A 25096-nucleotide genomic window follows, 5' to 3' on the forward strand; every position below is an offset into this window, starting at 1 on the left:
AATCAAAAAAAGAATGAAATGCGGATAAGGCTTGCCATTGCAATTGTATGTTTTGTTTTTTCTGCAGCGGTATTCTCACAGTCGCCTTCACTTAAGAAACAGCCAACCACAATTACTGATAAAGCCCATCCCCAGCAAGTTCAAAGCAATGCACAAACGGCACAACAAAAAATGGACAAAGCTTTGCAGTTTTCCAAAGAAGGAAAATATGTGGCATCCATAGAATTGTACCAGGACCTGCTCAAGAACCATGTAGCAGAATTAAAAAAAGACATTGCGCTTCAGGCATTGGTGTATCTGGAATTGTCTTTTAGTCATTCCAGTTTGGGCAATCAGAAAGAAGAAATTGACTATGTAGAGAAAGCCATTGAAATAATGGAAAGTCATTTTACGCAGATTAAGGAAACAGACTATGTAACGGCCTATAATAATCTGCATTACTATTACGGAGAATACGACGACAGCAAAGGTTTGCAACAAACCCATCAAAAATTTGCTGCTTATTTTAAGGCCCGATTCAAAACGAAAGAAGCTTCTCCTGTTTATTACTATGCCAGAAGAGTGCTCAGAAAAATGGAAGTGATAGCCGCCGGATTAAAAGAAGATCCTGTAAAAGCAATCGCCATTATTCAAGGTTTCCGGGACGAAATAAAACAAAGTCCTGCAGAAGAAAAAAATGCTGACTGGTCTTATTTACTCGCCAGTTATTCCAGCCTCTGTGACTATTACAATTATAGTTCAACCGATCATGCAGCAGGCATCGAGGCAGGTACTGCTTTTTTGCAGACAGCCATGGTTTTGAAAGACTCATTCAATATCATGTTGTCGCATTCTAAACTGGCCAATCAGTATCGGGAACTGGGCAACTATAAAAAAGCTTTGTATCATGTGGAAGCTTCCTTGCAGAGTTTTCAATTTCCACCTACAAGCATGAGTCGGTTTAGTTTAGAAACCATGAAAGCCATGAATATGGCTAGTTTGCAGGATTACGTACCTGCACTGGCAATGGTAGAAAAGAATATTCTATCTCTGTTGCAAACGCATATTGGTCCTAACCAACAGATACTCAGTTTCAACCCACAACTGATTAAGCAATTAAATAATAGTCGCTATGTAAATATTTTCGCCAGTTCTGCTCTCATCTTTATTGAAGCCTATCGGCAACAAAAGAAACACCTGTATATAGAGAAGGCAGAGAAGCTGGTATCAACTGCTTCCTTATTGTTTGGCGAGTATTACAAAAAAGGCAGTTACAACAGTACCTTGAATAACCTGCACAAGAAAATTGTGGAAGGATATTTATTTGTTGCGATCGAAAAATATCCCAATGCCTATCTACCTAAAAAAAGAATTCTTGAGCAAATAGAGAAGAATACTTCCTTTCATTTAGCCAAGTCTTTTGAATTGCAGTTATTAAAACAAAATACCCCGATTGCAAAGTTGATGCATGAACTGCAATGGCAACAACAGCAAAAGGAATTTTGGTCGCAGGAACAAATTGAAAAAGGGAAAACAGTAGACTATTCAACAAAAATTCAGGAGCAGGTAGTAGCCATAAAAAAACTGGAGAAAGAAATAGCCGAAAAGCAAAAAGCATTTACCAATTTTACATTGGCCAATTATTCTGTAGATGCCTGCATGCAATTGCTGCAACCTCAACAAGCCATCCTGAAATATTATGTAGCTACCCAACATGCATTTCGTGTATTGATTACCCATGATGATATTGCCATTCAGCAACTGGGTACTGTAAAAGAACTGGCTAAAAAAGTAAATGCATACAATACACTCATTAAAAAGCCGAATAGCAATTGGAAGCCCTTGTCTGCCACATTGTACGAGCAGCTGGTAAAAGGAGTTCAACCGCAACAAATCACCATTATTCCCGATAATTTTTTAAATTATTTGTCTTTTGAAAGTCTCTACAATGAAGCAAGCAAACAGTTTTTGGTGAGTAGTTTTCCGGTCACTTACAACTATTCTCTTTCCTTGTGGTACTTGCATCAGAAGAACAGAAATACACCTGAAAACACAAAGCTTTCTGCATTTGCTCCTGATTATACAGCGACTGTTTTTAAACAAGCATCATTGGCAAAACTGCCCTTTGCCAAAGCAGAAGCAGAGCAGGTAGCCCGAATTTACCAAGGAGAAGCTTTTACCGGCAGTGCTGCATCCAAAGAAAATTTTTACGATCAATCCAACAAAGCCAGTATGCTGCATTGTGCAACGCATGCAGTTTTGTACGATAATAATTTTAATGAATCCTGTCTGTTATTCAATCAAGCCAAGCCCTTGTATTTAAAAGAACTGTACACCACAGCCATGCCTCTGGAAATGGTGGTGCTTAGTGCCTGTAATACAGGTGCGGGTAAATTGGTGGAGGGAGAAGGACTGATGAGTTTATCCAGGGCTTTTACCTATGCAGGCGTAAAAAGTACAGTGGTAAGTTTATGGCAGGTGCCCGACAAGGAGACCGCAGCCATTATGGTTTTGTTTTATCAGAATTTACATAAGGGATTGAATAAGGCAGCGGCATTGTCAAAAGCAAAACAGGATTTTGTAGGCCAATATCCATTGTATGCTCATCCTTATTTCTGGAGTGGATTTATACTAACGGGTAATGATGCCCCCCTTTCTGCGCAATCGGGCCCATGGTTCTGGGTAGTATTGATAGGAGCAGTGTTGCTGCTTGCTACAGGGGTATACTATTTTATACGCTTAAGGAAAAAAGCCTAATTCATTTCCCAGTTTTTTTGCGTTACCTGCAAATGGGTTATCGGTTGCTGCCGTTGATTGAATCAATGGTTTTGCTTTCTCAGGCTGCTCTAATTTAATGTACAATAACCCTAGGTACCAGGTAGCAATGGAAGCCATTTCTCCTTTGGCGGCAATAGCGGCTTCAAAACTTTTTCTGGCTTCTTCATTTTGGTTCAGTGCCATTTGAGCAATTCCCAAATACAATTGCAGGTCTTTCCATTGATCGCTTTGTTGTAATTGCTGAAATGCTTGGATGGCTTTTTCGTAATCTCCGCCATCATAGTAGGCAAATGCCTGAGATAAGCGGGTATCGGAATTGGCTGTTCTTTCTACGGGTGCAATGGTATTGGGATAGGGTTCGTAATAAGCAGAGAAAAGGGCATCATAGTCGGGGCCACGCAAAAGCTGAAGGGTTGTAAATAAGGCAGCAACAACAATGGAAGCAGCAGTTGCCCATTGCCAGATATAGCGCTTCTTTTTTGCCGCAATAGATGCTTCCAAAGCCTGTAATTGCTTTTTAGCAGCGGCTCTTTCCGCCAGGTGAATACTGATTGATATTTTTGATTCTTCATCCATTGTGTTCGGCAATTAGTGTTTTGAGTTGTTTAATGCACCTTGATTTTTGCGATTTAACTACATCTTTATTTTCATATCCCAGCAATTGAACAATCTCTTCCAGTTTTTTCTCTTCGTAATAAAACAGCTGCAATATCTTTTTACAATGCTCTCCCATCTTTTCGTAATACAATTGCAGTAAACCAACCTGCTCCTCTTTTTGGGCGGCTTCCATAAAATCCCATTCTATTTCGGGTAAATCTTCTATTTCAACCGTAAGTCTTTTCTCTTTTTTTAAATAATGAAACAACATGTATTTGCCAATGGCAAACAAATATGTAGCAACCGAGCTTTTAACAGCAATGGGTTTGTTCTTTTTTATTTGTTCCATCAACGCAACCACTGCATCCTGATAAATATCAATGGCTGTTTCTTTTGAAACGGAATAACCAAGGGCAAAGCCAATGAACTTCTCCCGATTTTCAGTGTACACACGTTCCAGGTCAAAAGACTTGTTGTTGATCATTAGTGTAAATATCCTTAAAAGGTAAATCGGAAAAAAATAATCTCTTTTTGGGGTTTACTTTTTTGCCTATGGCACACTAAAGCTAGTAACCATTCTAAAACCTTCATTATGAATTCTTTAAAGTTATTGTTCTTATTGGGCTGCCTATTTACTCAATTGGCTGTTCAGGCACAGGAAGAAAAGAAAAATCTGTTCAAGCGCATTACAGAAAAAACAAAGTCTACTTCAGAACAACGAGCAGAAAATACCGGAGACAAAATCGGCAATAAAATTGGCGATAAGGCAGATGCGGCAGTGGATAGTTTACTCAGTGGAGCCTGGTTCAAGAAAAAGAAAAAGCCCAATGTTGATAATAATAAGAACCAAGAAAAAGGGAAGGCAAAGTCTAAAAAAGAGGGTGATGATGAAGAAGATTCGAATGAAGAAGGGGCCAACGGAGACCGCAAACCCAATGTAAAAAACGGCCCGCAATCGGTTGGGGCCTTTGGAAAGTTCGATTTTATTGCAGGGGAAAAGCAATTGTATTTCGACAATTTTGATCGGCTGGAAGTGGGGGACTTTCCTGCTGAAATGAATACGAATGCCAGTGGCGAAGTAGTGAAGCTGGAAAACAAAGAAGGCAAATGGTTAAGATTGAGCAAGAATGGCTCTTTTGTTCCGGATGCCATGCAAAAATTACCCGAAAACTGCACCATTGAATTTCAGGTAGGAATCAATGCTGACCCCAGCAATAATATGTCAGGTTTTGGATTAAATTTTACCACCATACAGGAAGACCTGATGAAAGATGCTTTTTTTTCTAAGGGTACTTCTATCGTGTATCTGCATCCGGGTGCCGCTGAAGCGGGCATATTTATTAATCCTACCAACGGACCAGAAATCGACAACCAAATAAAAATGCCACAGTGGGATGTAAAAACGGGGGAGCAGTTTGTAAAAGTTTCTATATGGCGCCAGAAGGGAAGGCTTCGGGTGTATATGAATGAAGACAAAATCATTGATGTGCCCAGGTTCTTTACAGAAACCAGCAACTACGGATTTGCTTTTTTCAGAAGTTTCTTTAACGACTGCGATCTCTATCTTACCAATCTCCGCTATGCAGTTGCAGGAGCAGATACCCGAAATAAATTACTTACGGAGGGAAGGTTTACCACCAATGAAATTTTGTTTGATGTAAACAGCGATAAAATAAGGCCTGAGAGCAATACCATTCTCTCCGATATTGGAAAAGTGTTGTCAGAGAATGCTACTGTGAATGTTAAAATCATTGGGCATACCGATAACGATGGAGACGCAGCTGCCAATATGGTCTTATCTAAAAAACGTGCAGAAGCGGTAAAAATGAGATTGGTTTATGGATTCGGCATAGACGAAGCCAGAATTCAGACGGAGGGAAAAGGTGCAAGCGTTCCCTTGAATGCCAATAAAACACCGGAAGAAAAAGCCATTAACCGAAGAGTGGAATTCATAAAATTATAATTCTCTAATTCAGAAATCATTGATATGAAAAAAATTATCCTGTTCGTATTGTGTTCAGCCGGTTTTGTAGCCAATGCGCAATTTCGTTTACACACCAAGTGGACCAATTCCTTACAACATACCAGTGGCCCTGATGCAGGCATCACCCGTATTGCCAGAGAATTGATTTTTGCCACACCTGAGGCCAATACCTTAAAGATGGTGGATCCTTTTACTGTTATTGCCCGACCTACCAAGCCAATCAGCATTGATATGGAGAATGGTGTATACGTGAATAATATCAGCGCTTTCGATGCAAAAATATTTGATGCAGCGCTCAACCGATATATCATTGCGCTGCCCATGGTTCGTCTTTCCGATACCAAAATTAATGGCAAAACTTTTGGAAGAGGCAAGCGCGTTTATCTGGCTTTGTATAAAAATAATTTCGACAGTACCCGATTAACGGTAGTAGAAAAACACGCATCTCTTAACTGGACAATCGGCAATCAAAGCCCTGCGGTGCGGGTAAGTAGCCCCAGTATCAGCGAGTATACTACAATTGCTGTAAGGTTAGACAGTGTGGAGTTCAGAGCTGCTGCGGGAACCAGTACGGGTTCTTTTCCCAAGCTAATTGATCTTACTAAAGCTATGCCACAAAGTATTCAATCTAATCGACCGATTGTACTTCCTCCTAAACCTGATGATGACGATAGTACTCAGCTGCTGAATGTAACCAGAACCAGTACCAGTTTTCGTTTCATGGTAAAAAGTATTGAGACCCTGAATATTGATACGGATGACGAGAAAGTAGTGCCAAATGCTTCCTTTAAAAACAAGGCAGAGTATCTGGGCGTACTGGTGGCAGAAGCCATTACCAGTAACAAGGTTTTTTCAGTTAACTTTTTCAATTTTCCCTCAAGAACCAATAGTGCAGCCAATCCTGTTCGGTTGGCAATGGGAGAGAAACGTACTATTCCCAATAGCGGTAATACCATTTTTACCATACCCAGAAATCAGTTTGAAACAGCCAAACTAAGGTTCGCAGGAAGTTTATCCGAAATTGATGAAGACTACAAAGTTGAAATGTCGTACACATCTGAACTTATTTTAGACAATAACCAATTCAGAGAAGTCTTAATGAAAAATCTTTTCAGCGGCACCAATTATTTTGATATCAGGCGTCCGGGCGTTGGGTTTACTTTGCGGGTCCATTTTGAGATAGAAGAACTGAATTGATTTATTCAAACAGCCTGGTAAAATGGTTCTCCAGATGACTTCTCATGCCATTTCTGAATTCGTCAGGAGAACCATTCTCTAATATTTCAACAAGTTCATTGTGTGAAACGAATGTTTTTAGCATGGGCTGTTTTTTCAGCAAACCACTGTTATGTACAAAATCAAACACAGGCAGCAACATTTTCTGGAATTTCTTTAGCGTTTCATTACCTGTAATTTCATACAGCTTTCCGTGAAACGCAATCTCGTGTTCAATATTAAATAAGTGATATTGAGTAGCTGGGGGTTCACCCGCAACAATCTGTCTTAATGCTGCAATATCTTCTTTGGTAATTCTGTGAAATAATAAGTCGGCCATGCCTATTTCCAATACCAATCGGATTTCAAAAATTTCTTTTAATGTTTCAGGAGCTAGTATATGAGGATTCATACTCTTGCTCATCATTCCAAAAATATCCGGACTGGTTATCACAGATCCCTTTTTCTTTTTAGACTCAATAAGACCCATTATTCTCAGACGAGTTAAAGCTTCTCTGATTACGGTCCTACTCACTCCCAAAGCCTCTGCCAATTCAATTTCCTTTGGAATCACATCGCCCACCGATAGTTTTCTTTTTTGCAAAAGATCTACCAGGCTATTTTCCACTTTGTCCACCAGGCTACTAGTGTCCATGGGTTTTATTTCATTCTTAATGAAAGCCAGGGTCATTAGATTATGTATTACTTATTATTTGCGAAGTCCAAAGTTACCAAAAATGTAGCGATTTTTCGAATAACTCGTAATGCATTAAAAATCAATATATTATAAAATTGTTAAAATTTATTTGGCAGTTAATAAAAAACATTATTAGTTTTATGTCATACATAATACCAAAATAAAAATTGCTTACCATGAACGTAAATCGCTTTAAACTCAGCCTGATTGCATTGTTTACAATGCTTTCCACTGTGTTGTTAGCCCAAACCAAAAAAATCTCCGGCACTATCCTGAGTGATGATGCCAAACCCATTGCCGGGGTTTCTGTTACCATCAAGGGTAAAAAATCGGGAACCCAAACCAACACTCAGGGTATATTTACCATTGAAGCCAACGAAGGATCAACCCTCGTTTTCTCTATGGTAGGTTTTACTACCCGGGAAGTAGTAGTTGGTAATAGTGCTATCGTAGATCTAACGCTCAGTGCTGTAGTTTCTGAGTTAGAAGATGTTGTAGTAACCGGTTATGGTTCTCAAAAAAGAAAAGAGATCACCGGTGCGGTAATTACAGTGAATCCCAAAGCTTTTGAACATTCACCAACCACAAACGTTGCCACTGTATTGCAGGGTAATGCACCGGGTTTAAGAATCCAGCAGCGTACGGGTCAACCCGGCACCACCCCTTCTATTACTTTCAGAGGAGGTACAGAATTTGGTGGCGGTGGTACCCCTTTGTTTATTGTTGACGGAGTAATTGTTCCCTCTTTGTATGGATTAGACATCAATGATGTAGCAACCATCGATTTATTAAAAGATGCCGCAACTACTGCTATTTATGGTGCAAGAGCTGCAAACGGTGTAGTGTTGGTTACTACTAAAAAAGGTAAAAAGGAAAAGCACAAGTAACTTACTCATATCAGAATACAACCAACTATATCCGTAAAAATCCCTCCGAGTATTTGAGTGCATCAGATTATATCCGCATGAACCGTTTGGGTATTCAGGCGAGATTCAGAGGAGATTCCTTAGACAATAATACCAACGCCATGAATACTGATCGTGGTCAATTATTAGGCGCTTGGGGTTGGGCAGTAAACGCAGGCTGGAGAACAGATATCGGTTTGTATACCACTCAATTATTAAACAATGCGAACAGATCATTACTCAATGATTCAAGATGGAAGCTATTGGTAGATCCCAATCCATTTGCGCCCGGTACCATGGACAGCATCATCTTTACCGATATCAGTGCAAGAGAAAGAGAGATGATGATATTGCAACAAAACAATACCAGTGAGCACAATATCAATTTCTCAGGTGCAAATGAGCAAGGTAATTATGCATTGTCGTTAGGTTCTGTAAGAGATAACGGTATGATTATCGGCTCTCAGTTAAAGAGAATGAATTTGAATTTTAACGGGGGATTGAATATTGGGGAAAGATTAAAAGTGTCTACCAATATCAGCGCGTACAATGTTGAACAGGCTTTACCTTATGGCGGATTTGGCGGTGTTGATCCGGAAGGAGGTGCATCTGGTGGTTTATTACAACGTTTTGTAGGTGTTGCTCCAACCATTCGATATACCAACTATGCAACAGGTGAAATTCTTCCTGGTCCAAACGATGTAACCTTGGGTAACCCGGCATACTGGAGTAACTTAACGGTAAACAATACTAATCAGCAACGTTTCCTGGGTGGTATTAATTTAGAATACACCATTCTGCCCTATTTAAAAATATTGGCGAGTGGATCAGGATATTATCAATACACCAATAACAATTTCTTTACCAAAGCGTATCAGCAAGGTAATGGTGGTGCCATGAATACCAACAGAGCTGCCAGTTTTAATACATCCAAAACCATGCAGTACACCACCAATGCATTCTTGCAATTCAGCAAGCGTTTTAAAGAACACAATGTAACGGCATTAGCAGGGATGGAATTTTATGATTACAAAAACTATGTTACTTCTGGATTTGCGCAAGGAGCTCCAACCGATTTAATTCCATGGTTGGCAGCAGCAACCCCTCCTAATGTGCAGGGAACTACCATAGTAAATCCTGCAGGTGCTTCTTCTAACTTTGATCAGTGGGAAAGAATTGCTTCTTCTATTGCCCGGGTAAACTATTCATTCATGAATCGTTATTTATTAACCGCAGTTGTTAGAGTGGATGGTTCCAGCCGATTGAAGAAAGGAAATTATTATGGTACATTCCCCGGTGTTTCTTTGGGATGGAATATGCACGAAGAAGGTTTCTACAAAAACTTTTTCTTGTCTAAATACATAACAAGAGTTAAGCCAAGATTAAGTTATGGTGTTAATGGTAATGTAAGCTCCTTAGGATTCTTTGCTACTTCTCAGGTATACAACAATGCAGGAACCTATAATGGTTTCGGTGGTACTTATGTAGCCAACTATATCAATTCCGATGTTAGATGGGAACGTACGAATAGCTTGAACATTGGATTGGATGCAGGTATTTTAAATGAGCGTGTTACTTTTAGTGTAGACTATTTTGTAAGAAACGTATTTGATAAGCTGGCTGGTTTAAATATCTCTTCTCAAACTGGTTTCAGCAGTTTCACCACTAATTTGGGACAATTGCAAAACCGTGGAGTTGAATTGATGGTGAATGCTAAAATCATCGAGCCTAAAACAGACGGAGGATTTGCTTTATCAGTAGGAGCCAACTACTATCATGTAAAAAGCTATGCAAAGAAACTACCTTTCAATGGTCTGGAAGGAAACAGAACCAGCGGCTTTTTTGTGTGGGACAAAAATAATCCGGGTAAACAAATTTATGTAGGGGGCTTAGTGGAAGGTCAGCGTATAGGCTTAGATGAAGTATGGGCGCCTAAGTGGAATGGTATTTACACCGATCCTTCAACCATAGCCAGAGATGCCAATGTTTATAATGCATTCTTACCTTATAATAACAAACGCATTAAGCAATTGGGTGATGCTCAATGGCATCAGGTAAATCCAAACGATACCATCGACAGCAGACAATTTGTTTATGTAGGCAGAACAACACCACAACATATGGGTGGTTTTAATATTGCCAGTTCATTTAAGGGCATCCGATTATATGCACAGTTCGATTATGCATTTGGTTTTGTTGTTTTGAACAACCAAATTGTAAGAGGACTAAGTCAGGTGCAAGGTTCACAAAACTCAACCACAGATGTATTAAAAACGTGGACACCAAACAATCCTACTGCAACCATGCCCAGATACTATTGGGCAAACCAGGGTAGAAACTATGCTACCGATGCAAGTGGAAATAATCCTGCAGCCAACTTATGGGAGAAGGGAGATTATGTAATGCTAAGAGAATTAACCCTGGCATATGATTTACCCGGGACCGTTATCAGCAGATATTTAGCCAACAGAGTGAAAGGATTGAGCGTAAACGTTACGGGATCTAACTTATTCTATCTGTCCGGTTACAGCGGCAACTTCCCTGAAGTGGGTGGAGTAGACCAAGGTAAATTCCCACTACCCAGAAGATTAACCATTGGCGTAAGAGTAACCCTGTAAAGGATTGTTCAATTATTAAAATGAAAGTAATGAAACACAATAAAATATTTACAACAGCTGCACTGCTACTCATATTGGTAGCGGCAGCATGTACCAAAAAATTAGATGAAGTAGTACCCCAGAGTAGCATTAGTAAAGATCAGGCACTCAAAGATCCCAATGCTGCCAGAACACTCTACTATGGTACTTATGGATTATTCCGTTCTTATGCCAGTACCTTTTATCAGCTGGGCGAGATGCGTGGTGATATATGGGTAGATGGTTTATTCACTGAAAGTGTTGACGGTGGTTTACAAAATTTATACCGTCACAATATTAGCAGTCTGAATGTACCATTTGCTAACTGGGGTGGTATGTACAATCTTTTATACAACTTTAATAATGTTATAAAGATTATACCTCAAACACCTTTGCCAGATGCTGAAAAAACAAGAATCCTGGCGGAAGTTCACGGGTTAAGAGCCTATGTATATTATACCATGCTAAGAACCTGGGGAGATGTTCCTTTGAACACCGAACCCGTTGAAACCCTTACCAATACAGCAGCTACCTATAAGCCAAGAACAGGAGCGGATTCAATCATGCTTCAAGTAAAAGCAGATATTGCAAAATCCTTGGAGCTTTTTGGAACGGCAACACCTGTTTCCACTGATAAGCGTGTGGTATGGAGCAAACTGGCAACGCTAGTATTAAAAGGAGATGTGTTTATTTGGTCAGGAACCCATATGGGAGGCGGAGCGGCAGACTTTACAACCGCAAAAGCTGCTTTGCAAGAAGTAAGAAATTTGCAGGGTGCCAATTTGAATTTACAAGCCAACTATCGCGACATTTTTGATCCCACCAAAAAAGTGAACAATGCCGAAATGATTTTTGCAGTAAACTACGAATTGCAACAAGCACAACTGACTTTCTTTGGTAATTTCTCAGTAAACTCTATACAGGCAAATACCCTATCATTTGCACAGGCAGCTACACCAACGGTGGCTTCAGTATATCCTTATGTAAGTGGTGCCAACAGAGTAGGAATGAACCAGGCAATGATTACCCGATTAACTTCAGGCTTAGCAGATCAGCGAATCAGCAATACATTCAGAGTAATGTATTCCAATGCCGCTCCCTTTGCTATCAGAGGGGTAATGTTGACCAAATATTTGGGAACAGTAGCGGGCACATCACAAATTTACAATAATGATTATCCTATTTATCGTTATGCGGATGTTTTGTTATTGTTAGCGGAAGCCAAAACCAAATTGGGAGAAGACCCTTCAGCTGAAATCAATGCGATTCGTTTGCGTGCATATGGATCGGGTTATACTCCTTTTGTGAGTGGAAGCCAATCAGCTAATATGAACGCAATTTTAGAAGAATACCTGCGTGAGTTTATTGGTGAAGGCAAGCGTTGGTGGGCACTTCGCAGAGCTGGCGATAGTTATGTGTATGCCAATACCAATCCGGCTTTCCTGAGCCCAAGCAGTACAGCCAAGTTCTTATTGCCACTTTCTTTGACCATGCTGAATGCAGACCCATTGTTAAAGCAAACAGCTGGTTACTAAAAAATAGTTTATTAAGCAAGCATAAATGGTAGTTTTGAAAAACCAGGGGGGTAGCCATACCCCCCTGCATTTATCCTTATAAATTTTTGTTATGGAATTTACCCATTTGCAAGGATTGATTGCTGCCCCTTTTACACCGATGCATGCTGATGGTAGTGTGCATCTGGAATTGATTCCTGATTATTATGCTTTACTAAAAGCCAATGGAATTACGGGTGCTTTTATTTGCGGATCAACAGGTGAGGGTGTTTCCCTTACACTAAAAGAAAAGAAGTCTGTGGCAGAAGCCTGGGCGGCTTGTAGCAAAAATGATCCTTTTTTTTCTGTGATGCCCTTGTTAGGGGGAACCTGTATTGCCGATGCCAAAGAGTTGGCAATGCATGCAAAATCCATAGGATTGGATGCCGTTTCATTTACCGCACCTTCGTATTTTAAACCTGCCAATGTGCAAATGCTGGCTGAATGTTGCAAAGAAATTGCCGCAGTAGTTCCAGATATGCCTTTCTATTATTATCATATTCCCGTATTAACCGGAGTGGGATTTCCTATGTATGATTTATTGCAGGCAGTGGATGGCCTCATCCCCAATTTTGCCGGTGTAAAATATACCCATGAAGATTTTATGGATTTTCTTTCTTGTTTGCATTTTAAGAATGGAAAATACGATATGGTCTGGGGGAGAGATGAAAATATGCTTCCGGCCCTGGCTATCGGAACCAAAGCATCTATCGGCAGTACTTATAATTATGCAGCTCCTTTGTATCATCGTTTAATTCAGGCATTTGAAGCAGGCGATTTATTAAGTGCACAGCAATTACAACAACAATCTATTAATATGATCAGGTTGTTGGGTAAATATGGTGGAATAGCCACTGGTAAAGCCTATATGAAATTGATTGGACTGAATTGTGGTGAGTTTCGATTGCCTGTAAAGAATATGGATGCAATTGCTTTTGAACAATTTAAACAAGAGGTAGCAACCTTATCTTTTGAACAGTACTGCTCAAAAAAACCCATTGCAACAAAACAATAATCATGCGAGTTCATGTTATTATTTTATTCTTTCTACTAATTTCACAGCATGTGATTGCTCAATTACATTTCAATACTCATCTTAAAACTGCGGTTGCCGCAGAACTACCTAATATAGGAGTGGCAGGGCCTGTTACAGGAACTGTTAATAATTATTTAATGGTTGCAGGAGGGGCTAATTTCCCTGAAGCAATGCCCTGGAAGGGAGGGGCAAAAAAATATCAGAATCAAATTTTTATTTATCAGCAAGCAAACAGCAAACTTATTCTGAAGAGCAAGACACAACAATTGCCTGCGCCGGTTGCGTATGCTGCTGTATGTAGTTCTCCGCAAGGTATTGTATATGCAGGTGGTGAGAATGCCGAAGGTATCAGCAACAAAACCTGGTTGCTGAAATGGAATTCAAAACAAGAATCGGTTGTAATAAAAGCCTTTCCTGATTTGCCCATTCCAATTACCAATGCTTCTGCTGTTTTTGTGAATAATCGGGTCTATCTTGTTGGAGGCGAAACAGCAAATGCCACCAGCTCCGCACTTTATTTTTTAGACCTGCTGAATATTGAAAAAGGCTGGCAAGGATTGTGCAATCTTCCTCAACCCTTATCACACCTGGTATTAACGATAATCAATAAAGAAAATACCTCTTCTCTCTATGTAATGGGTGGGAGACAAAAAAATCCCGACGGTATTAGTAGTTTCAGCAATAAAACCTATCGATACCATATAAAAAATGATTCCTGGGAAACAATGGAAGATATGCCTTATGCGCTTAGCGCAGGAACAGGTGTTTGTTGGAACAATAACCAACTAATCATTTTTGGGGGCGACCGTGGTATTGTATTTAATCAGGTAGAGCAATTGTTGGTTGCTATAGCCAATGAAACAAATACTGAAAAAAAGCAAGCATTGATTCATCAGAAAAATCAGCTACAGGAAAACCATCCCGGCTTTAGCAAAGAAATACTTGCTTACAATATAAATACGAATCATTGGAGTAAAATTGGAGAACTCACATTGGCAACACCTGTTACTACTACTGCTTTTTTTTGGAATAGTGCTGTGTTTATTCCGAGCGGAGAAATAAAAGCGGGTATACGATCAAATAAAATTTTACAAATTAATCTTCAACCCCCGAACCGTGAATAAACATAAAAAGTATTCATGGATTGTAGTGGCGTTACTCTGGGTAGTAGCGCTGCTCAATTATATGGACAGGCAAATGCTGAGTACCATGAAACCCGCTATGCAGGCGGATATTGAGGCATTGAACAGTGCTACCAACTTTGGGTATCTCATGGCTGTATTTCTCTGGATTTATGGATTTATGAGTCCGGTATCCGGAATTGTTGCAGACAGGGTAAACAGAAAATGGTTGATTGTGGGTAGTTTGTTTGTGTGGAGTGCCATTACATTTGCCATGGGGTATGCAACTACTTTTAATCAGTTGTATTGGTTAAGGGCAGGTATGGGTGTTAGTGAAGCATTGTATATTCCGGCCGCTCTTTCCTTAATTGCAGATTATCACGATAACAAAACAAGATCCCTGGCCATTGGTATTCATATGACCGGGTTATATATGGGCCAGGCATTGGGCGGTTTTGGTGCAACCATTGCTGCCAGCTATTCCTGGCAATCGGCTTTTACCAGTTTTGGGTTGATTGGAATTGTCTATTCCATTGTACTGATTTTGTTTTTGCGGGAGAAGCCGAAGGAAATGGAGAAAGAAATTTCTACTTTAAAGAACAGGATATTAACTAATGAAGACAAGAAATCTCTTCTAAAAGGGTCTGAAAAAAACAAGCGCGAGTCTTTGTTTAAAGGCCTGACTGTTTTATTTTCTAATATTTCTTTTTGGGTCATCCTGTTTTATTTTGCAGTACCCAGCTTACCGGGATGGGGGGTAAAAAACTGGCTACCTACTTTGTTTGCAGAAAATCTGCAAATAGAAATGTCTTTAGCGGGGCCTTTGTCTACCATCACTATTGCAGCTTCTTCCTTTATAGGCGTATTGTTTGGTGGAATTCTTTCGGACAGGTGGGTGCAAAAAAACATTCGCGGAAGAATTTACACCAGTGCTATTGGGTTGGGATTAACCATTCCGGCTTTGCTATTGATTGGATTGGGTAGCAGTATGCTGCATATGGTGGGAGCGGTGTTTTTCTTTGGATTTGGGTATGGTATGTTCGACGCTAATAATATGCCTATTCTCTGTCAGTTTATTTCGGCAAAGTACAGGGCAACTGCTTATGGTTTAATGAATATGACAGGTGTATTTGCCGGTGCATTCATTACGAATGTATTGGGGAAGTCTACCGACGCAGGAAGTTTAGGAAAAGATTTTGCATTGATGTCGATAGTGGTGGTTTTTGCCTTGGTTTTACAATTGACAGTGTTAAAACCGAAGCCAGTTGAATCTGAAATTTCATCTTAATTGTTTAAGTATCATTCTAATTATTCAGCATATAAATTCTTGCTATGAAAAAACTTTCTATAATTAGTGTATGTATTTTATTGTTGGTGCAACTCGGTTGTGCCAAAAAAGTATTGGCAGTTCCAGGTGAAGTTAAGGCAACTGCTTTTGCTCCTGCTATACCCGTTTTAAAAGGGATGGAACAGAATCCGGTTCTGCGTGTAGGTATTTTTATACCGGCCGATTTGCCTCAGCAGGATTTTCGCAAAATCAATATGACGGTTAATTCAGCTGCATTAGCAGATATAGAAAAAATTCATTTCTATTTAACAGGCGCAGAGCCATTCAATGCACAGCAATTGATCACAAGTGTTCAACCAACGACTACACAGGTTGAAGTGCCTGTTTCATTAAAACTAAATCCGGGTACTCATTTTATTTGGGTAAGTGTACAATTAAAACAAACGGCTTCTCTTCAGGGAAACATTGAAATCAGAGCAAAAAAAATCATTTCTGCTAACGGTAAAAACATGATGATTGCCGAACCCGCTGGCCCTTATGTTAAGTTTAAAGGAAGTGCAGTCAGAAAGGCCAATGATGACGGGGTTCATACTTATCGAATACCGGGTATTATTACCACCCATAAAGGAACTTTGCTTTCTGTGTATGATATCCGCTATAAAAATACGGCGGATTTGCCTGGGAATATAGATGTAGGTTTAAGCAGAAGTACCGATAGCGGCAAAACCTGGCAGCCCATGAAAGTTATTATGGATATGGGAGCGCCGCACGAAAACAACGGTGTGGGAGATCCAGCCATACTATTTGATCCCATCACAAAAAAAATATGGGTAGCTGCCTTATGGAGTAAGGGAAACCGCTCCATTGCAGGTTCTTTACCTGGTATATCTCCGGATACAACAGGACAGTTTGTATTGGTAAGTAGTGATGACGATGGACTTACCTGGTCTGCGCCTTACACCATCACACCACAAATAAAAAATCCAAAATGGCATTTATTCTTTAATGGTCCTGGCTCAGGTATTGCCATGCAAAATGGCAAACTGGTTTTTGCTGCGCAGTATTGGGATGAAGTAAAGAAACCTTACTCAACCATAATTTACAGCGAAGATCATGGTAAAAACTGGGTAGGTAATGTAAATGGACCTAAATCTAATACAACCGAAAGCCAGGTGGTAGAAACTACACCTGGAACAATCATGTTGAATATGAGGGACAACAGAGGTTCTTACCGAAGTGTGGCAACAACTTCCAATATGGGAGCAAGTTGGACGGAGCATGCAACTTCTTACAATGCCTTGCAAGACCCTGTTTGTATGGGAAGTCTTATTAAGGCCAAGGTGAAAGTGAAGGGGGTACTAAAGGAAGTATTGTTCTTCAGTAATCCCAATACTACCAATGGTCGTTACAATATGACTATCAAAGCTAGTCTCGATTTGGGAGAAACCTGGTTGCCGGCGAATCAATTATTGATTGATGAAAGAAATGGTTACGGATACTCTTCTTTAACACAAATAGATGCAGAAACCATTGGTATCTTATACGAAGGAACCCGCGATTTGTATTTTGTGAAAGTACCGGTTGCAGCCATCATCAAGTAAAGAAATTTTTTTCAATTCAATTAATCAGATCATAAAAGTGAAAATGATGTATTCCTTAAAAGAATTAGCAGAGCTGTCTTCCTTTTACGAAAACCAATTGCTGAACAGTACGGTACCTTTTTGGTTTCCCAGGTCTATTGATGAGGAGTTTGGTGGATTTCTGCTCATGCGTGATGCAGATGGATCTCTGATTGATGATGATAAAGCAGTGTGGATACAAGGTAGGGCAACCTGGTTGTTGGCTACATTATATAATACCGTAGAGCAAAAACCTGAATGGTTAGAAGGCGCTAAGCGAGGGTACGATTTTTTAAATCAGTATTGTTTTGATTCAGATGGTCAAATGTTTTTTCATGTAACCCGTGATGGAAAACCTATCCGAAAACGTCGGTATTTTTTTCTGAAACATTTTATGTAATTGCTGCCGCCGCATATGCCAAAGCATCAGGAGACGAACAGGCAGCAGCCAATGCTAGAAAGATTTTTGACCAATGTATAAAGTATGCCATAACTCCCGGATTGCTGCCCGCTAAATTTACGGAAACGAGACCTAGTAAGGGTATAGGAGTACCTATGATTATGATGAATACTGCTCAGCAGTTAAGAGAAACCATTGGTCATGCACCCTGCGATGAATGGATCAGTCAATGGATCTACGAAATAGAAACCTATTTTGTAAAAGATGATATTCAGTGTGTAATGGAACAAGTGGCACCGGATGGATCTATAATTGACCATATTGATGGCCGCACCCTGAATCCGGGTCATGCCATCGAAGGTGCCTGGTTTATTTTGCATGAAGCAAAATATAGAAACAACGACCCTCATTTAATTCAACTGGGTTGTAAGATGCTGGATTATATGTGGGAGAGAGGATGGGATAAGCAGTACGGGGGCATTCTCTATTTCAGAGATGTATACAATAAGCCTGTTCAGGAATACTGGCAGGATATGAAATTCTGGTGGCCACACAATGAAGTAATCATAGCCACTCTTTTAGCTTATTTAATGACCGGAAATCAGAAATATGCTACCTGGCATAAGATGGTACACGATTATGCTTATTCGCATTTTCTGGATATGCAGCATGGCGAATGGTTTGGGTATTTGCACAGAGATGGCACTATAGCCCAAACAGCCAAAGGAAATTTATACAAAGGGCCTTTTCATTTACCAAGACAAGAGTGGTACTGCATGCAAATTTTAAAATCTTATTTATCATGAGACCCTTTGCTCTGCAATTGAAAATCTCTATTAGCTTCTTGATTGTTTTTTCTGTTATCTTTTTTTACAGTGCAAATGCTTCGTACCATAGTGATACCCTTCTGTTTTCCGTAAATAGGATCTTCACCAATAATATGGTATTGCAGAGAGACCAGCCCATACATATTTGGGGTAAGGGTTTGCCAGGCAAGACAATTCAGGTTCAGCTAGCCCCAGCCATGAATGCGGAAACAATGAACAAAGATTGGCAACAAAAATTTGCAAAAACAATCGTAAGGCAAGACAGTAGCTGGTCGGTTTATTTGCCGGCGCAATCCGCCAATGCAGCACCACAGACATTACAAATAGCGTCGGGAAAACAAAAGCTTCAATTCAATGATATTTTAATAGGAGATGTATGGCTTTGTATAGGTCAAAGCAATATGGAGTGGCCCATGCAGCGGGAAATGAATTATAAGGAAGCCATTGTTTCTGCCCAACAGCCCTTGTTGCGATTTTATAATCCCACCTACGCGGGAAAAAATATTTTCAACCAATATTTTGCTGATTCTGTTCTGCGAAACTTGTCTCCGGAAAATTTTTTTGCAAAGACCCATTGGGAAGTTAGTGATAGCAACCATTTTAAGACCATGAGTGCGGTGGCGTATTATTACGGAAAGGAAATAGTAGAGAGAACCAAAGTTCCGGTTGGTTTAATCAATCTCTCAATTGCAGGTGCACCACTAGAAACTTTTATAGGAATAGATGCCCTTAAATTGAATCCTGTCTTTGCCTCCAAAGCCAAAGAGCCCTGGTTAACCAATCCTTTTTTACCCGTTTGGGTTAAAGAAAGAGGGAATCAAAATTTGCGAACAGGAACGAATCATCCTTTTAAGCCTGGTCATGTGTATAAAGCAGGTATCAAACCCTTGTTTCCATTTGCCATAAAGGGGATTATTAATTATCAGGGGGAAAGCAATGCGCAGGAAATAGAAAGAGTAAATGAATATGTGGCCTTATCTGCTTTAATGGTGAAAGACTATAGAGCCAAGTTTAAACAACCCAAATTACCGTACTACTTTGTACAATTGAGTTCCATCGACAGTGTAAAGTACAAGGGGCAATTCTGGCATTTGTTTCGCAACGAAGAAAGAAAAATGCTGGAGCAAATTCCTTATTCAGGTATGGCCGTTATAACCGATCATGGCCTAAGGGATAATGTTCATCCAACCAATAAAAAAATAGTAGGGGAAAGATTAGCCCAATGGGCATTGTATAATGACTATGGAAAAGCGGTTGTGCCATCTGGGCCTTTGCCACTCAAAGCCATCTATACTAATGGGCAATTGAAAGTGTATTTTAAATATGCAGCGGGGGGATTGCATACATCGGATGGTAAAGCTTTGCGGGGTTTTTCGCTGGACGGTATTACAGCCGTAGCAGCACAGATTGATTCTGTAAAAAACGTTGAGCAATTCCCTGGCTCAAATCAAGGGAATTTTACGGTAGTGATTCAATCACCCGATTTACCTGAATATGTTTACTACGATTGGAAACCATTTACTGACGGTAATTTAATCAATAAGGCAGGTTTGCCCACTACTACTTTTAAACTGGCGGTTGAACAGAAAACGCTTTCTACTTTAAATATTATTCCTGTACCTGTTCGTGTGCAACAACAGGACGGCGTATTTGTTATTCATGATCAAACAGCAATTGAATTCTTTGCACAAAAGAAAGAGTTACTTTCTGCAGCCAGATTTCTTCAACAAGGCATCCAGGAAATTTCGGGATTCACCCTGCCTTTAAAGCCAGCCAATGGTCAACAAAAAGCGGGTAAACCAAAAATTGTATTGGCATTTATTACTGATACAACGCTAGGAAACGAAGGTTATCATTTAAAAGTAATGCCTGAACTCATTTCTGTACAAGCCAATACAAGAGCAGGCATCGTCTATGGCATACAATCTTTAATGCAGACATTGCCTGCTGTCCGAAACAATGCAAAGCTGCTAGTTCCTTCAATGGTAGTTACAGATTATCCAAGATTCAAGTGGAGGGGTATGCACCTGGATGTGAGCAGACATTATTTTGCCCCACAATTCATTAAACAATACATTGATTTACTGGCGACGTATAAGTTTAACACCTTTCATTGGCATTTAGTAGACGACCAGGGATGGCGTATAGAAATTAAAAAATATCCAGCTCTAACTCAAACAGGGGCCTGGCGGGTAGACCATACAGATAAGGTTTGGGGATCAAGGCCGCAGGCTAAACTTGGGGAGCCTGCTAATTATGGTGGATATTACACACAGGAGCTAATTAAGGAAATTGTTGCATACGCTGCAGAGCGAAATATTACTGTGGTCCCGGAGATTGAAATGCCCGGACATGTAGCATCAGCCATTAGTGCATACCCTTATTTAAGTTGTGCCCAACAAGAGCAATTGCCGTTAACAGGCGGTAATTATACCAATATGGCATCTAATTACTGTGCAGGCAATGATTCGGTATTTCATTTTTTAGAAGATGTATTAACAGAAGTAATAGCATTGTTTCCATCCAGGTATATTCATATTGGGGGTGATGAAGTAGACAAGGCCTCCTGGAAGAAATGTGCCAAATGTCAACAAAGAATGCTTGCGGAGCATTTAAAAGACGAAGAGGAATTACAGAGCTATTTTATTAAGCGAATTGAGCGGTTCCTACAATCTAAAAAACGAAAAATTATTGGCTGGGATGAAATACTCGAAGGTGGATTGGCACCTGATGCAACCGTTATGAGCTGGCGGGGGGAAGCAGGAGGTATTGCAGCAGCCAAAATGAAGCACAATGTAGTGATGACGCCGGGCAATCCTGTTTACTTTGATCATTATCAGGGAGATCCTGCAACTGAACCTTTGGCCATTGGTGGTTTTAATACCTTAAAGCGTGTATATGATTATGAGCCATTGCCCAAGGAATTGTCATCAGCTGAAGCCAACTATATTTTAGGGGCACAGGCGAATCTCTGGACAGAATATATCACAACACCCAAACAAGTTCAGTACATGGTAATACCCCGCATGTTGGCTCTGTCAGAAGTTTTATGGAGTTCTGCAAACAGTAAAGACTGGTCTAATTTTAATGAAAGACTACAATCTCATTTTATTGGATTTGATCAAAAGGGATTGCATTACAGCAAGGGAAATTTTAAAGTTGATATTAAGCCTTCTTTACAAGCAGGAAAATTATATGCAACGCTTTCTACCGAAGCTTATAAGGGCCAAATACAATATACCACTGATGGATCGCACCCTAACATAAATAGTAGTGAATACGCCAATCCTATTGAAATAAATTCCTCTGTTACCATTAAGGCAATCACAACAGTGAATGGAGAAGTGAAAAGTATTTTTCCTGCCGAGCAAAAATTTGCCATACATAAGGCAATAGGGAAGCAGGTAGTATATACAAACCCTATCAGCCGATATTATATGGCTGATGGTCCTAATTCCTTAACAGATGGCATCAAGGGAACAACTGCTGTTAATAAATTTTGGCATGGCATTTCTGCGAATGACTTAATAGCTACAATTGATTTAGGAGAGGAGAAAATAATTCAGACTCTATCCTTGGGATGTTTACAGCAATATGCAGATTGGATCATGATGCCAGAATGGGTAAAGTTTGAATTTTCATTGGATGGTATCCATTTTACAGAAATAGGTACAGTTAACAATACAGTATTGCAGCAAGATAAAACACCCACCATCAAAGACTTTATTGCTTCGTTCACACCGGTAAATGCAAGATACGTAAGGGCTACAGCAAAAGTGTTGAATCAATTACCGAAGGGTCATTCCGGTGAAGGAAAGCCGGCCTGGATTTTTGCTGATGAGTTCATTGTTGAATAATAAGACTATGAAAGTAAATTTTATATGTAAACTGTTGGTTTTACTTTGTCTTTTCCTACAAGGTCAAGCGCAGATTCAATTGCCAAAATATCCGGATTCAATTTTTACGACTTACTATCACCAGCGGGTAAGTTTGTTTCAATTGCTGCAGGGTTTCGAAAATAGTAAAGCCGTTAATGAGCAGAATAACCAATCGATAATCTTCCTGGGCAACAGCATCAACGATGGAGCGGAATGGAATGAACTATTTACGAATAACGGGATAAACCAAACTGATAGCAGAATTATGAATCGAGGTATCAGCGGCGATATTACTGCGGGTGTGATGCATCGTTTGGATGAGGTTGCGAAAAGAAAACCAGCCAAAGTATTCCTGATGATTGGGATTAACGATTTAGGCAGAGGCCTGACTCCGGACTCAGTTGTTAAAAATATTTTACTCATCAATGATTATTTGCAACAAGAAAGCCCGGCAACCAAAATATTTATTGAAAGTATTCTCCCGGTAAATCCATTATTTGGAAAATTTTCCGGACAAACCAGTAAGACGAAAGAAATTTTGATTGCAAATGCATTTCTCAAAAATGCAGCTGAAGCACATCAGTACACTTATATTGATCTGCATTCTTTTTTTACCGATCACCAGGGATATTTAGATAAAAAATATACCAATGACGGACTGCATTTGATGGGAGCGGGTTATCAGCATTGGCGACATTTGATTTATCCTAAAGTATTTGGACTTACAGAAAAGCCAGCTTTAATTCCGCTGCCAAAACTGGTAGAATGGAAACCTGGTTATTATCCATTACAATCCGGAAAAAGTATCAAAGATCAGGTTGCTATTCTTATAGAAAATAGTTCCGAGGGTTTTGAAAGGGATAAAAATGTTGTAGGGGCAAAAATCAAGAAATCGAAAGTAAATCTGCGTAAGGATGATGCTAATGAATCCTATGAACTCAATGTCTCCGAAAGTCAAATCAACATCAAAGCAAAAACGCAAAAGGGCGTATTCAATGCCATGCAAACATTGGAACAATTGGCTCGCAATGGAAAAACCATTGATGCAGTGGAAATTAAAGACGAACCAGCTTTTGCCTGGAGAGGATATATGATTGATGTTGGAAGGAATTATCTATCCATGGATTTGCTGAAACAGCAAATTGATAGGATGGCAAAATACAAGCTAAATGTTTTTCATTTTCATGCCACAGAAGACATAGCCTGGAGAATAGAGAGCAAGCGGTATCCGCAGCTTACTTCGCCAGCATATATGCTGCGCAATAAGGGGTTGTATTATTCAGAAGCAGAAATAAAAGAACTAATACAATATTGCAATGACAGAAATATTTTATTCGTACCTGAGATCGATATGCCTGGTCATAGTGCGGCTTTTAAACGCGCGATGAAAACAGATATGCAAAGTGATTCCGGATTGATTATTGTAAAAAATATACTGGAAGAGTTCTGTACTACTTATGATGTTCCATATATCCATATCGGAGCAGATGAAGTTAAAATCACCAACCCGAATTTTATTCCTGAAGTTACCCGATACATTCAAAGCTTTGGAAAGAAAGTGATTGGATGGCAACCCGGGGGCAATTTTCTCGACAGCACCATTCGCCATTTGTGGATGGATGACCTGGGTAAGATTACGAGCGATAAGCAAGTTCAGTATATAGATTCCAGGCATTTGTATTTGAATCATATGGATCCCCTGGAAGCCGTAACCACTATTTTTAATAGACAATTGACCAACAAAGATCAGGGTGACCAAAATGCTTTGGGTGCCATTATCTGTACCTGGCACGACAGAGCAGTGGAGAAGCAGGAAGACGTATTAAGAATGAACCCTGTATATCCTGCCATGATGGCTTTTGCCGAAAGAAGCTGGAAGGGAGGCGGAAAGCCAGGGTGGATTGCCAATATCAGTGATGGGGACAATAAAGCGTTTGCGGAATTTGAAGTACGGTTGCTTAATCATCGGCAGCAGTTTTATAGTGCAGCAAGTACTTCAACTACTCCAGTTGCTTTTCCTTATCAAAGCCAAAGCCATCTGCAATGGAAAATTTACGGACCATTTGCAAAAGCGGTGAATGAAAATCAAAATTATTTGAGCGAACAAACCATTGCTGGCTCTTATTACAAAACAGTAACTGGAGGAACCGTGGTATTGCGCCATTGGTGGGCGCCTTTGATTAAAGGGGCTATTGATACCCTTACACCCAACACAACTGTTTATGCCGAAACCGAAATCTGGAGTAAAGAAACCGCTGTGAAACCCTTTTGGATCGGATTCAACAATTTGTCTCGTTCACCCGCAACGGATTCGCATCCGAATGGAGAGTGGAGTTTTAATAACCCAACTGTTTGGGTAAATCAGCAAATAATTGCACCGCCTGTATGGAAGCGTGGAAGTCAAAAAGGCGATGCAGAAATTCCTTTATCAGATGAAGGATACGAATACAGAGCGCCAACTATGATTCTTTTGCAAAAAGGACAAAATAAAGTGCGTATCAAAATTCCTATAAAAGAATTAAAGGGCAAAGACTGGCAGAACCCTGCTAAGTATATGTTCACATTTGTACCGGTTGAATAAGC

At 39.9% G+C, this 25096-nt stretch carries 15 protein-coding genes and 1 pseudogene; 13 read left to right on the forward strand and 3 right to left on the reverse strand.

Going from position 1 to position 25096, the window contains the following annotated elements:
- Positions 1-18: 18 nt before the first annotated feature.
- On the forward strand, positions 19-2736 hold the full coding sequence (locus F777_RS0105530; RefSeq protein ID WP_026751169.1) for a CHAT domain-containing protein: 2718 nt from the start codon (positions 19-21) through the stop codon (positions 2734-2736).
- Here F777_RS0105530 and F777_RS0105535 read toward each other — a convergent pair.
- Entirely contained in the window at positions 2719-3333 is a 615-nt protein-coding gene (locus F777_RS0105535) for a tetratricopeptide repeat protein (RefSeq protein ID WP_026751170.1), read from the reverse strand. The two genes, F777_RS0105530 and F777_RS0105535, sit on opposite strands and share 18 nt — an antisense overlap.
- Positions 3326-3838, reverse strand: coding sequence for an RNA polymerase sigma factor (locus F777_RS0105540; RefSeq protein ID WP_051408455.1), 513 nt, complete (start codon positions 3836-3838; stop codon positions 3326-3328). Before F777_RS0105540 ends, F777_RS0105535 begins: the two co-directional genes overlap by 8 nt.
- A gap of 108 nt (positions 3839-3946) precedes the next feature.
- Between F777_RS0105540 and F777_RS15835 the strand changes: the two genes are divergently transcribed.
- Complete coding sequence (locus F777_RS15835) at positions 3947-5317, forward strand: OmpA family protein (protein ID WP_081720471.1); 1371 nt, start codon at positions 3947-3949, stop codon at positions 5315-5317.
- Between the two features lie 24 nt (positions 5318-5341).
- Complete coding sequence (locus F777_RS0105550) at positions 5342-6535, forward strand: hypothetical protein (protein ID WP_026751172.1); 1194 nt, start codon at positions 5342-5344, stop codon at positions 6533-6535.
- A 1-nt stretch (position 6536) separates the two neighbouring features.
- Here F777_RS0105550 and F777_RS0105555 read toward each other — a convergent pair whose 3' ends face one another.
- Complete coding sequence (locus F777_RS0105555; RefSeq protein WP_026751173.1) at positions 6537-7244, reverse strand: FadR/GntR family transcriptional regulator; 708 nt, start codon at positions 7242-7244, stop codon at positions 6537-6539.
- Between the two features lie 182 nt (positions 7245-7426).
- Between F777_RS0105555 and F777_RS17890 the strand changes: the two genes are divergently transcribed.
- The 10 genes and pseudogenes from F777_RS17890 (at position 7427) to F777_RS0105600 (ending at position 25094) form a co-directional block, all read left to right on the forward strand.
- Positions 7427-8137 carry a carboxypeptidase-like regulatory domain-containing protein gene (locus tag F777_RS17890; RefSeq protein ID WP_152530864.1) on the forward strand — a complete coding sequence of 237 codons (711 nt, stop codon included), beginning with the start codon at positions 7427-7429 and terminating at the stop codon, positions 8135-8137.
- A 29-nt stretch (positions 8138-8166) separates the two neighbouring features.
- Positions 8167-10773, forward strand: a complete 2607-nt coding sequence (locus tag F777_RS15840) for a SusC/RagA family TonB-linked outer membrane protein (RefSeq protein WP_152530865.1) — start codon at positions 8167-8169, stop codon at positions 10771-10773.
- A 29-nt stretch (positions 10774-10802) separates the two neighbouring features.
- On the forward strand, positions 10803-12326 hold the full coding sequence (locus F777_RS0105565) for a RagB/SusD family nutrient uptake outer membrane protein (RefSeq protein ID WP_026751174.1): 1524 nt from the start codon (positions 10803-10805) through the stop codon (positions 12324-12326).
- Positions 12327-12417: 91 nt separating this feature from the next.
- A complete protein-coding gene (locus F777_RS0105570; RefSeq protein WP_026751175.1) occupies positions 12418-13359 on the forward strand; it encodes a dihydrodipicolinate synthase family protein in 942 nt (313 codons plus the stop codon).
- Positions 13360-13361: 2 nt separating this feature from the next.
- Entirely contained in the window at positions 13362-14504 is a 1143-nt protein-coding gene (locus F777_RS0105575) for a Kelch repeat-containing protein (RefSeq protein ID WP_026751176.1), read from the forward strand.
- Positions 14497-15789, forward strand: a complete 1293-nt coding sequence (locus tag F777_RS0105580) for an MFS transporter (protein WP_037369155.1) — start codon at positions 14497-14499, stop codon at positions 15787-15789. Before F777_RS0105575 ends, F777_RS0105580 begins: the two co-directional genes overlap by 8 nt.
- Positions 15790-15833: 44 nt before the next feature.
- Entirely contained in the window at positions 15834-17390 is a 1557-nt protein-coding gene (locus F777_RS0105585) for a sialidase family protein (RefSeq protein ID WP_026751178.1), read from the forward strand.
- A gap of 166 nt (positions 17391-17556) precedes the next feature.
- Positions 17557-18614: pseudogene (locus tag F777_RS15845) on the forward strand (AGE family epimerase/isomerase).
- The gene (locus F777_RS17780) at positions 18611-22492 is read left to right on the forward strand and encodes a family 20 glycosylhydrolase (protein ID WP_152530866.1); all 3882 of its coding nucleotides are present in this window, start codon (positions 18611-18613) and stop codon (positions 22490-22492) included. The pseudogene F777_RS15845 and the gene F777_RS17780 overlap by 4 nt, the downstream one beginning before the upstream one ends.
- 7 nt (positions 22493-22499) lie before the next feature.
- Positions 22500-25094, forward strand: a complete 2595-nt coding sequence (locus F777_RS0105600; protein WP_026751180.1) for a family 20 glycosylhydrolase — start codon at positions 22500-22502, stop codon at positions 25092-25094.
- Positions 25095-25096: the final 2 nt, after the last annotated feature.

The sequence above is a fragment of the Sediminibacterium sp. C3 genome (assembly GCF_000508085.1).
Classification (GTDB): Bacteria; Bacteroidota; Bacteroidia; order Chitinophagales; family Chitinophagaceae; genus Sediminibacterium.

Coding starts and splice junctions, on each gene's coding strand:
- F777_RS0105530 (WP_026751169.1), top strand. CDS start 19: ATGCGGATAAGGCTTGCCATTGCAATTGTATGTTTTGTTTTTTCTGCA.
- F777_RS0105535 (WP_026751170.1), bottom strand. CDS start 3,333: ATGGATGAAGAATCAAAAATATCAATCAGTATTCACCTGGCGGAAAGA.
- F777_RS0105540 (WP_051408455.1), bottom strand. CDS start 3,838: ATGATCAACAACAAGTCTTTTGACCTGGAACGTGTGTACACTGAAAAT.
- F777_RS15835 (WP_081720471.1), top strand. CDS start 3,947: ATGAATTCTTTAAAGTTATTGTTCTTATTGGGCTGCCTATTTACTCAA.
- F777_RS0105550 (WP_026751172.1), top strand. CDS start 5,342: ATGAAAAAAATTATCCTGTTCGTATTGTGTTCAGCCGGTTTTGTAGCC.
- F777_RS0105555 (WP_026751173.1), bottom strand. CDS start 7,244: ATGACCCTGGCTTTCATTAAGAATGAAATAAAACCCATGGACACTAGT.
- F777_RS17890 (WP_152530864.1), top strand. CDS start 7,427: ATGAACGTAAATCGCTTTAAACTCAGCCTGATTGCATTGTTTACAATG.
- F777_RS0105565 (WP_026751174.1), top strand. CDS start 10,803: ATGAAACACAATAAAATATTTACAACAGCTGCACTGCTACTCATATTG.
- F777_RS0105570 (WP_026751175.1), top strand. CDS start 12,418: ATGGAATTTACCCATTTGCAAGGATTGATTGCTGCCCCTTTTACACCG.
- F777_RS0105575 (WP_026751176.1), top strand. CDS start 13,362: ATGCGAGTTCATGTTATTATTTTATTCTTTCTACTAATTTCACAGCAT.
- F777_RS0105585 (WP_026751178.1), top strand. CDS start 15,834: ATGAAAAAACTTTCTATAATTAGTGTATGTATTTTATTGTTGGTGCAA.
- F777_RS17780 (WP_152530866.1), top strand. CDS start 18,611: ATGAGACCCTTTGCTCTGCAATTGAAAATCTCTATTAGCTTCTTGATT.
- F777_RS0105600 (WP_026751180.1), top strand. CDS start 22,500: ATGAAAGTAAATTTTATATGTAAACTGTTGGTTTTACTTTGTCTTTTC.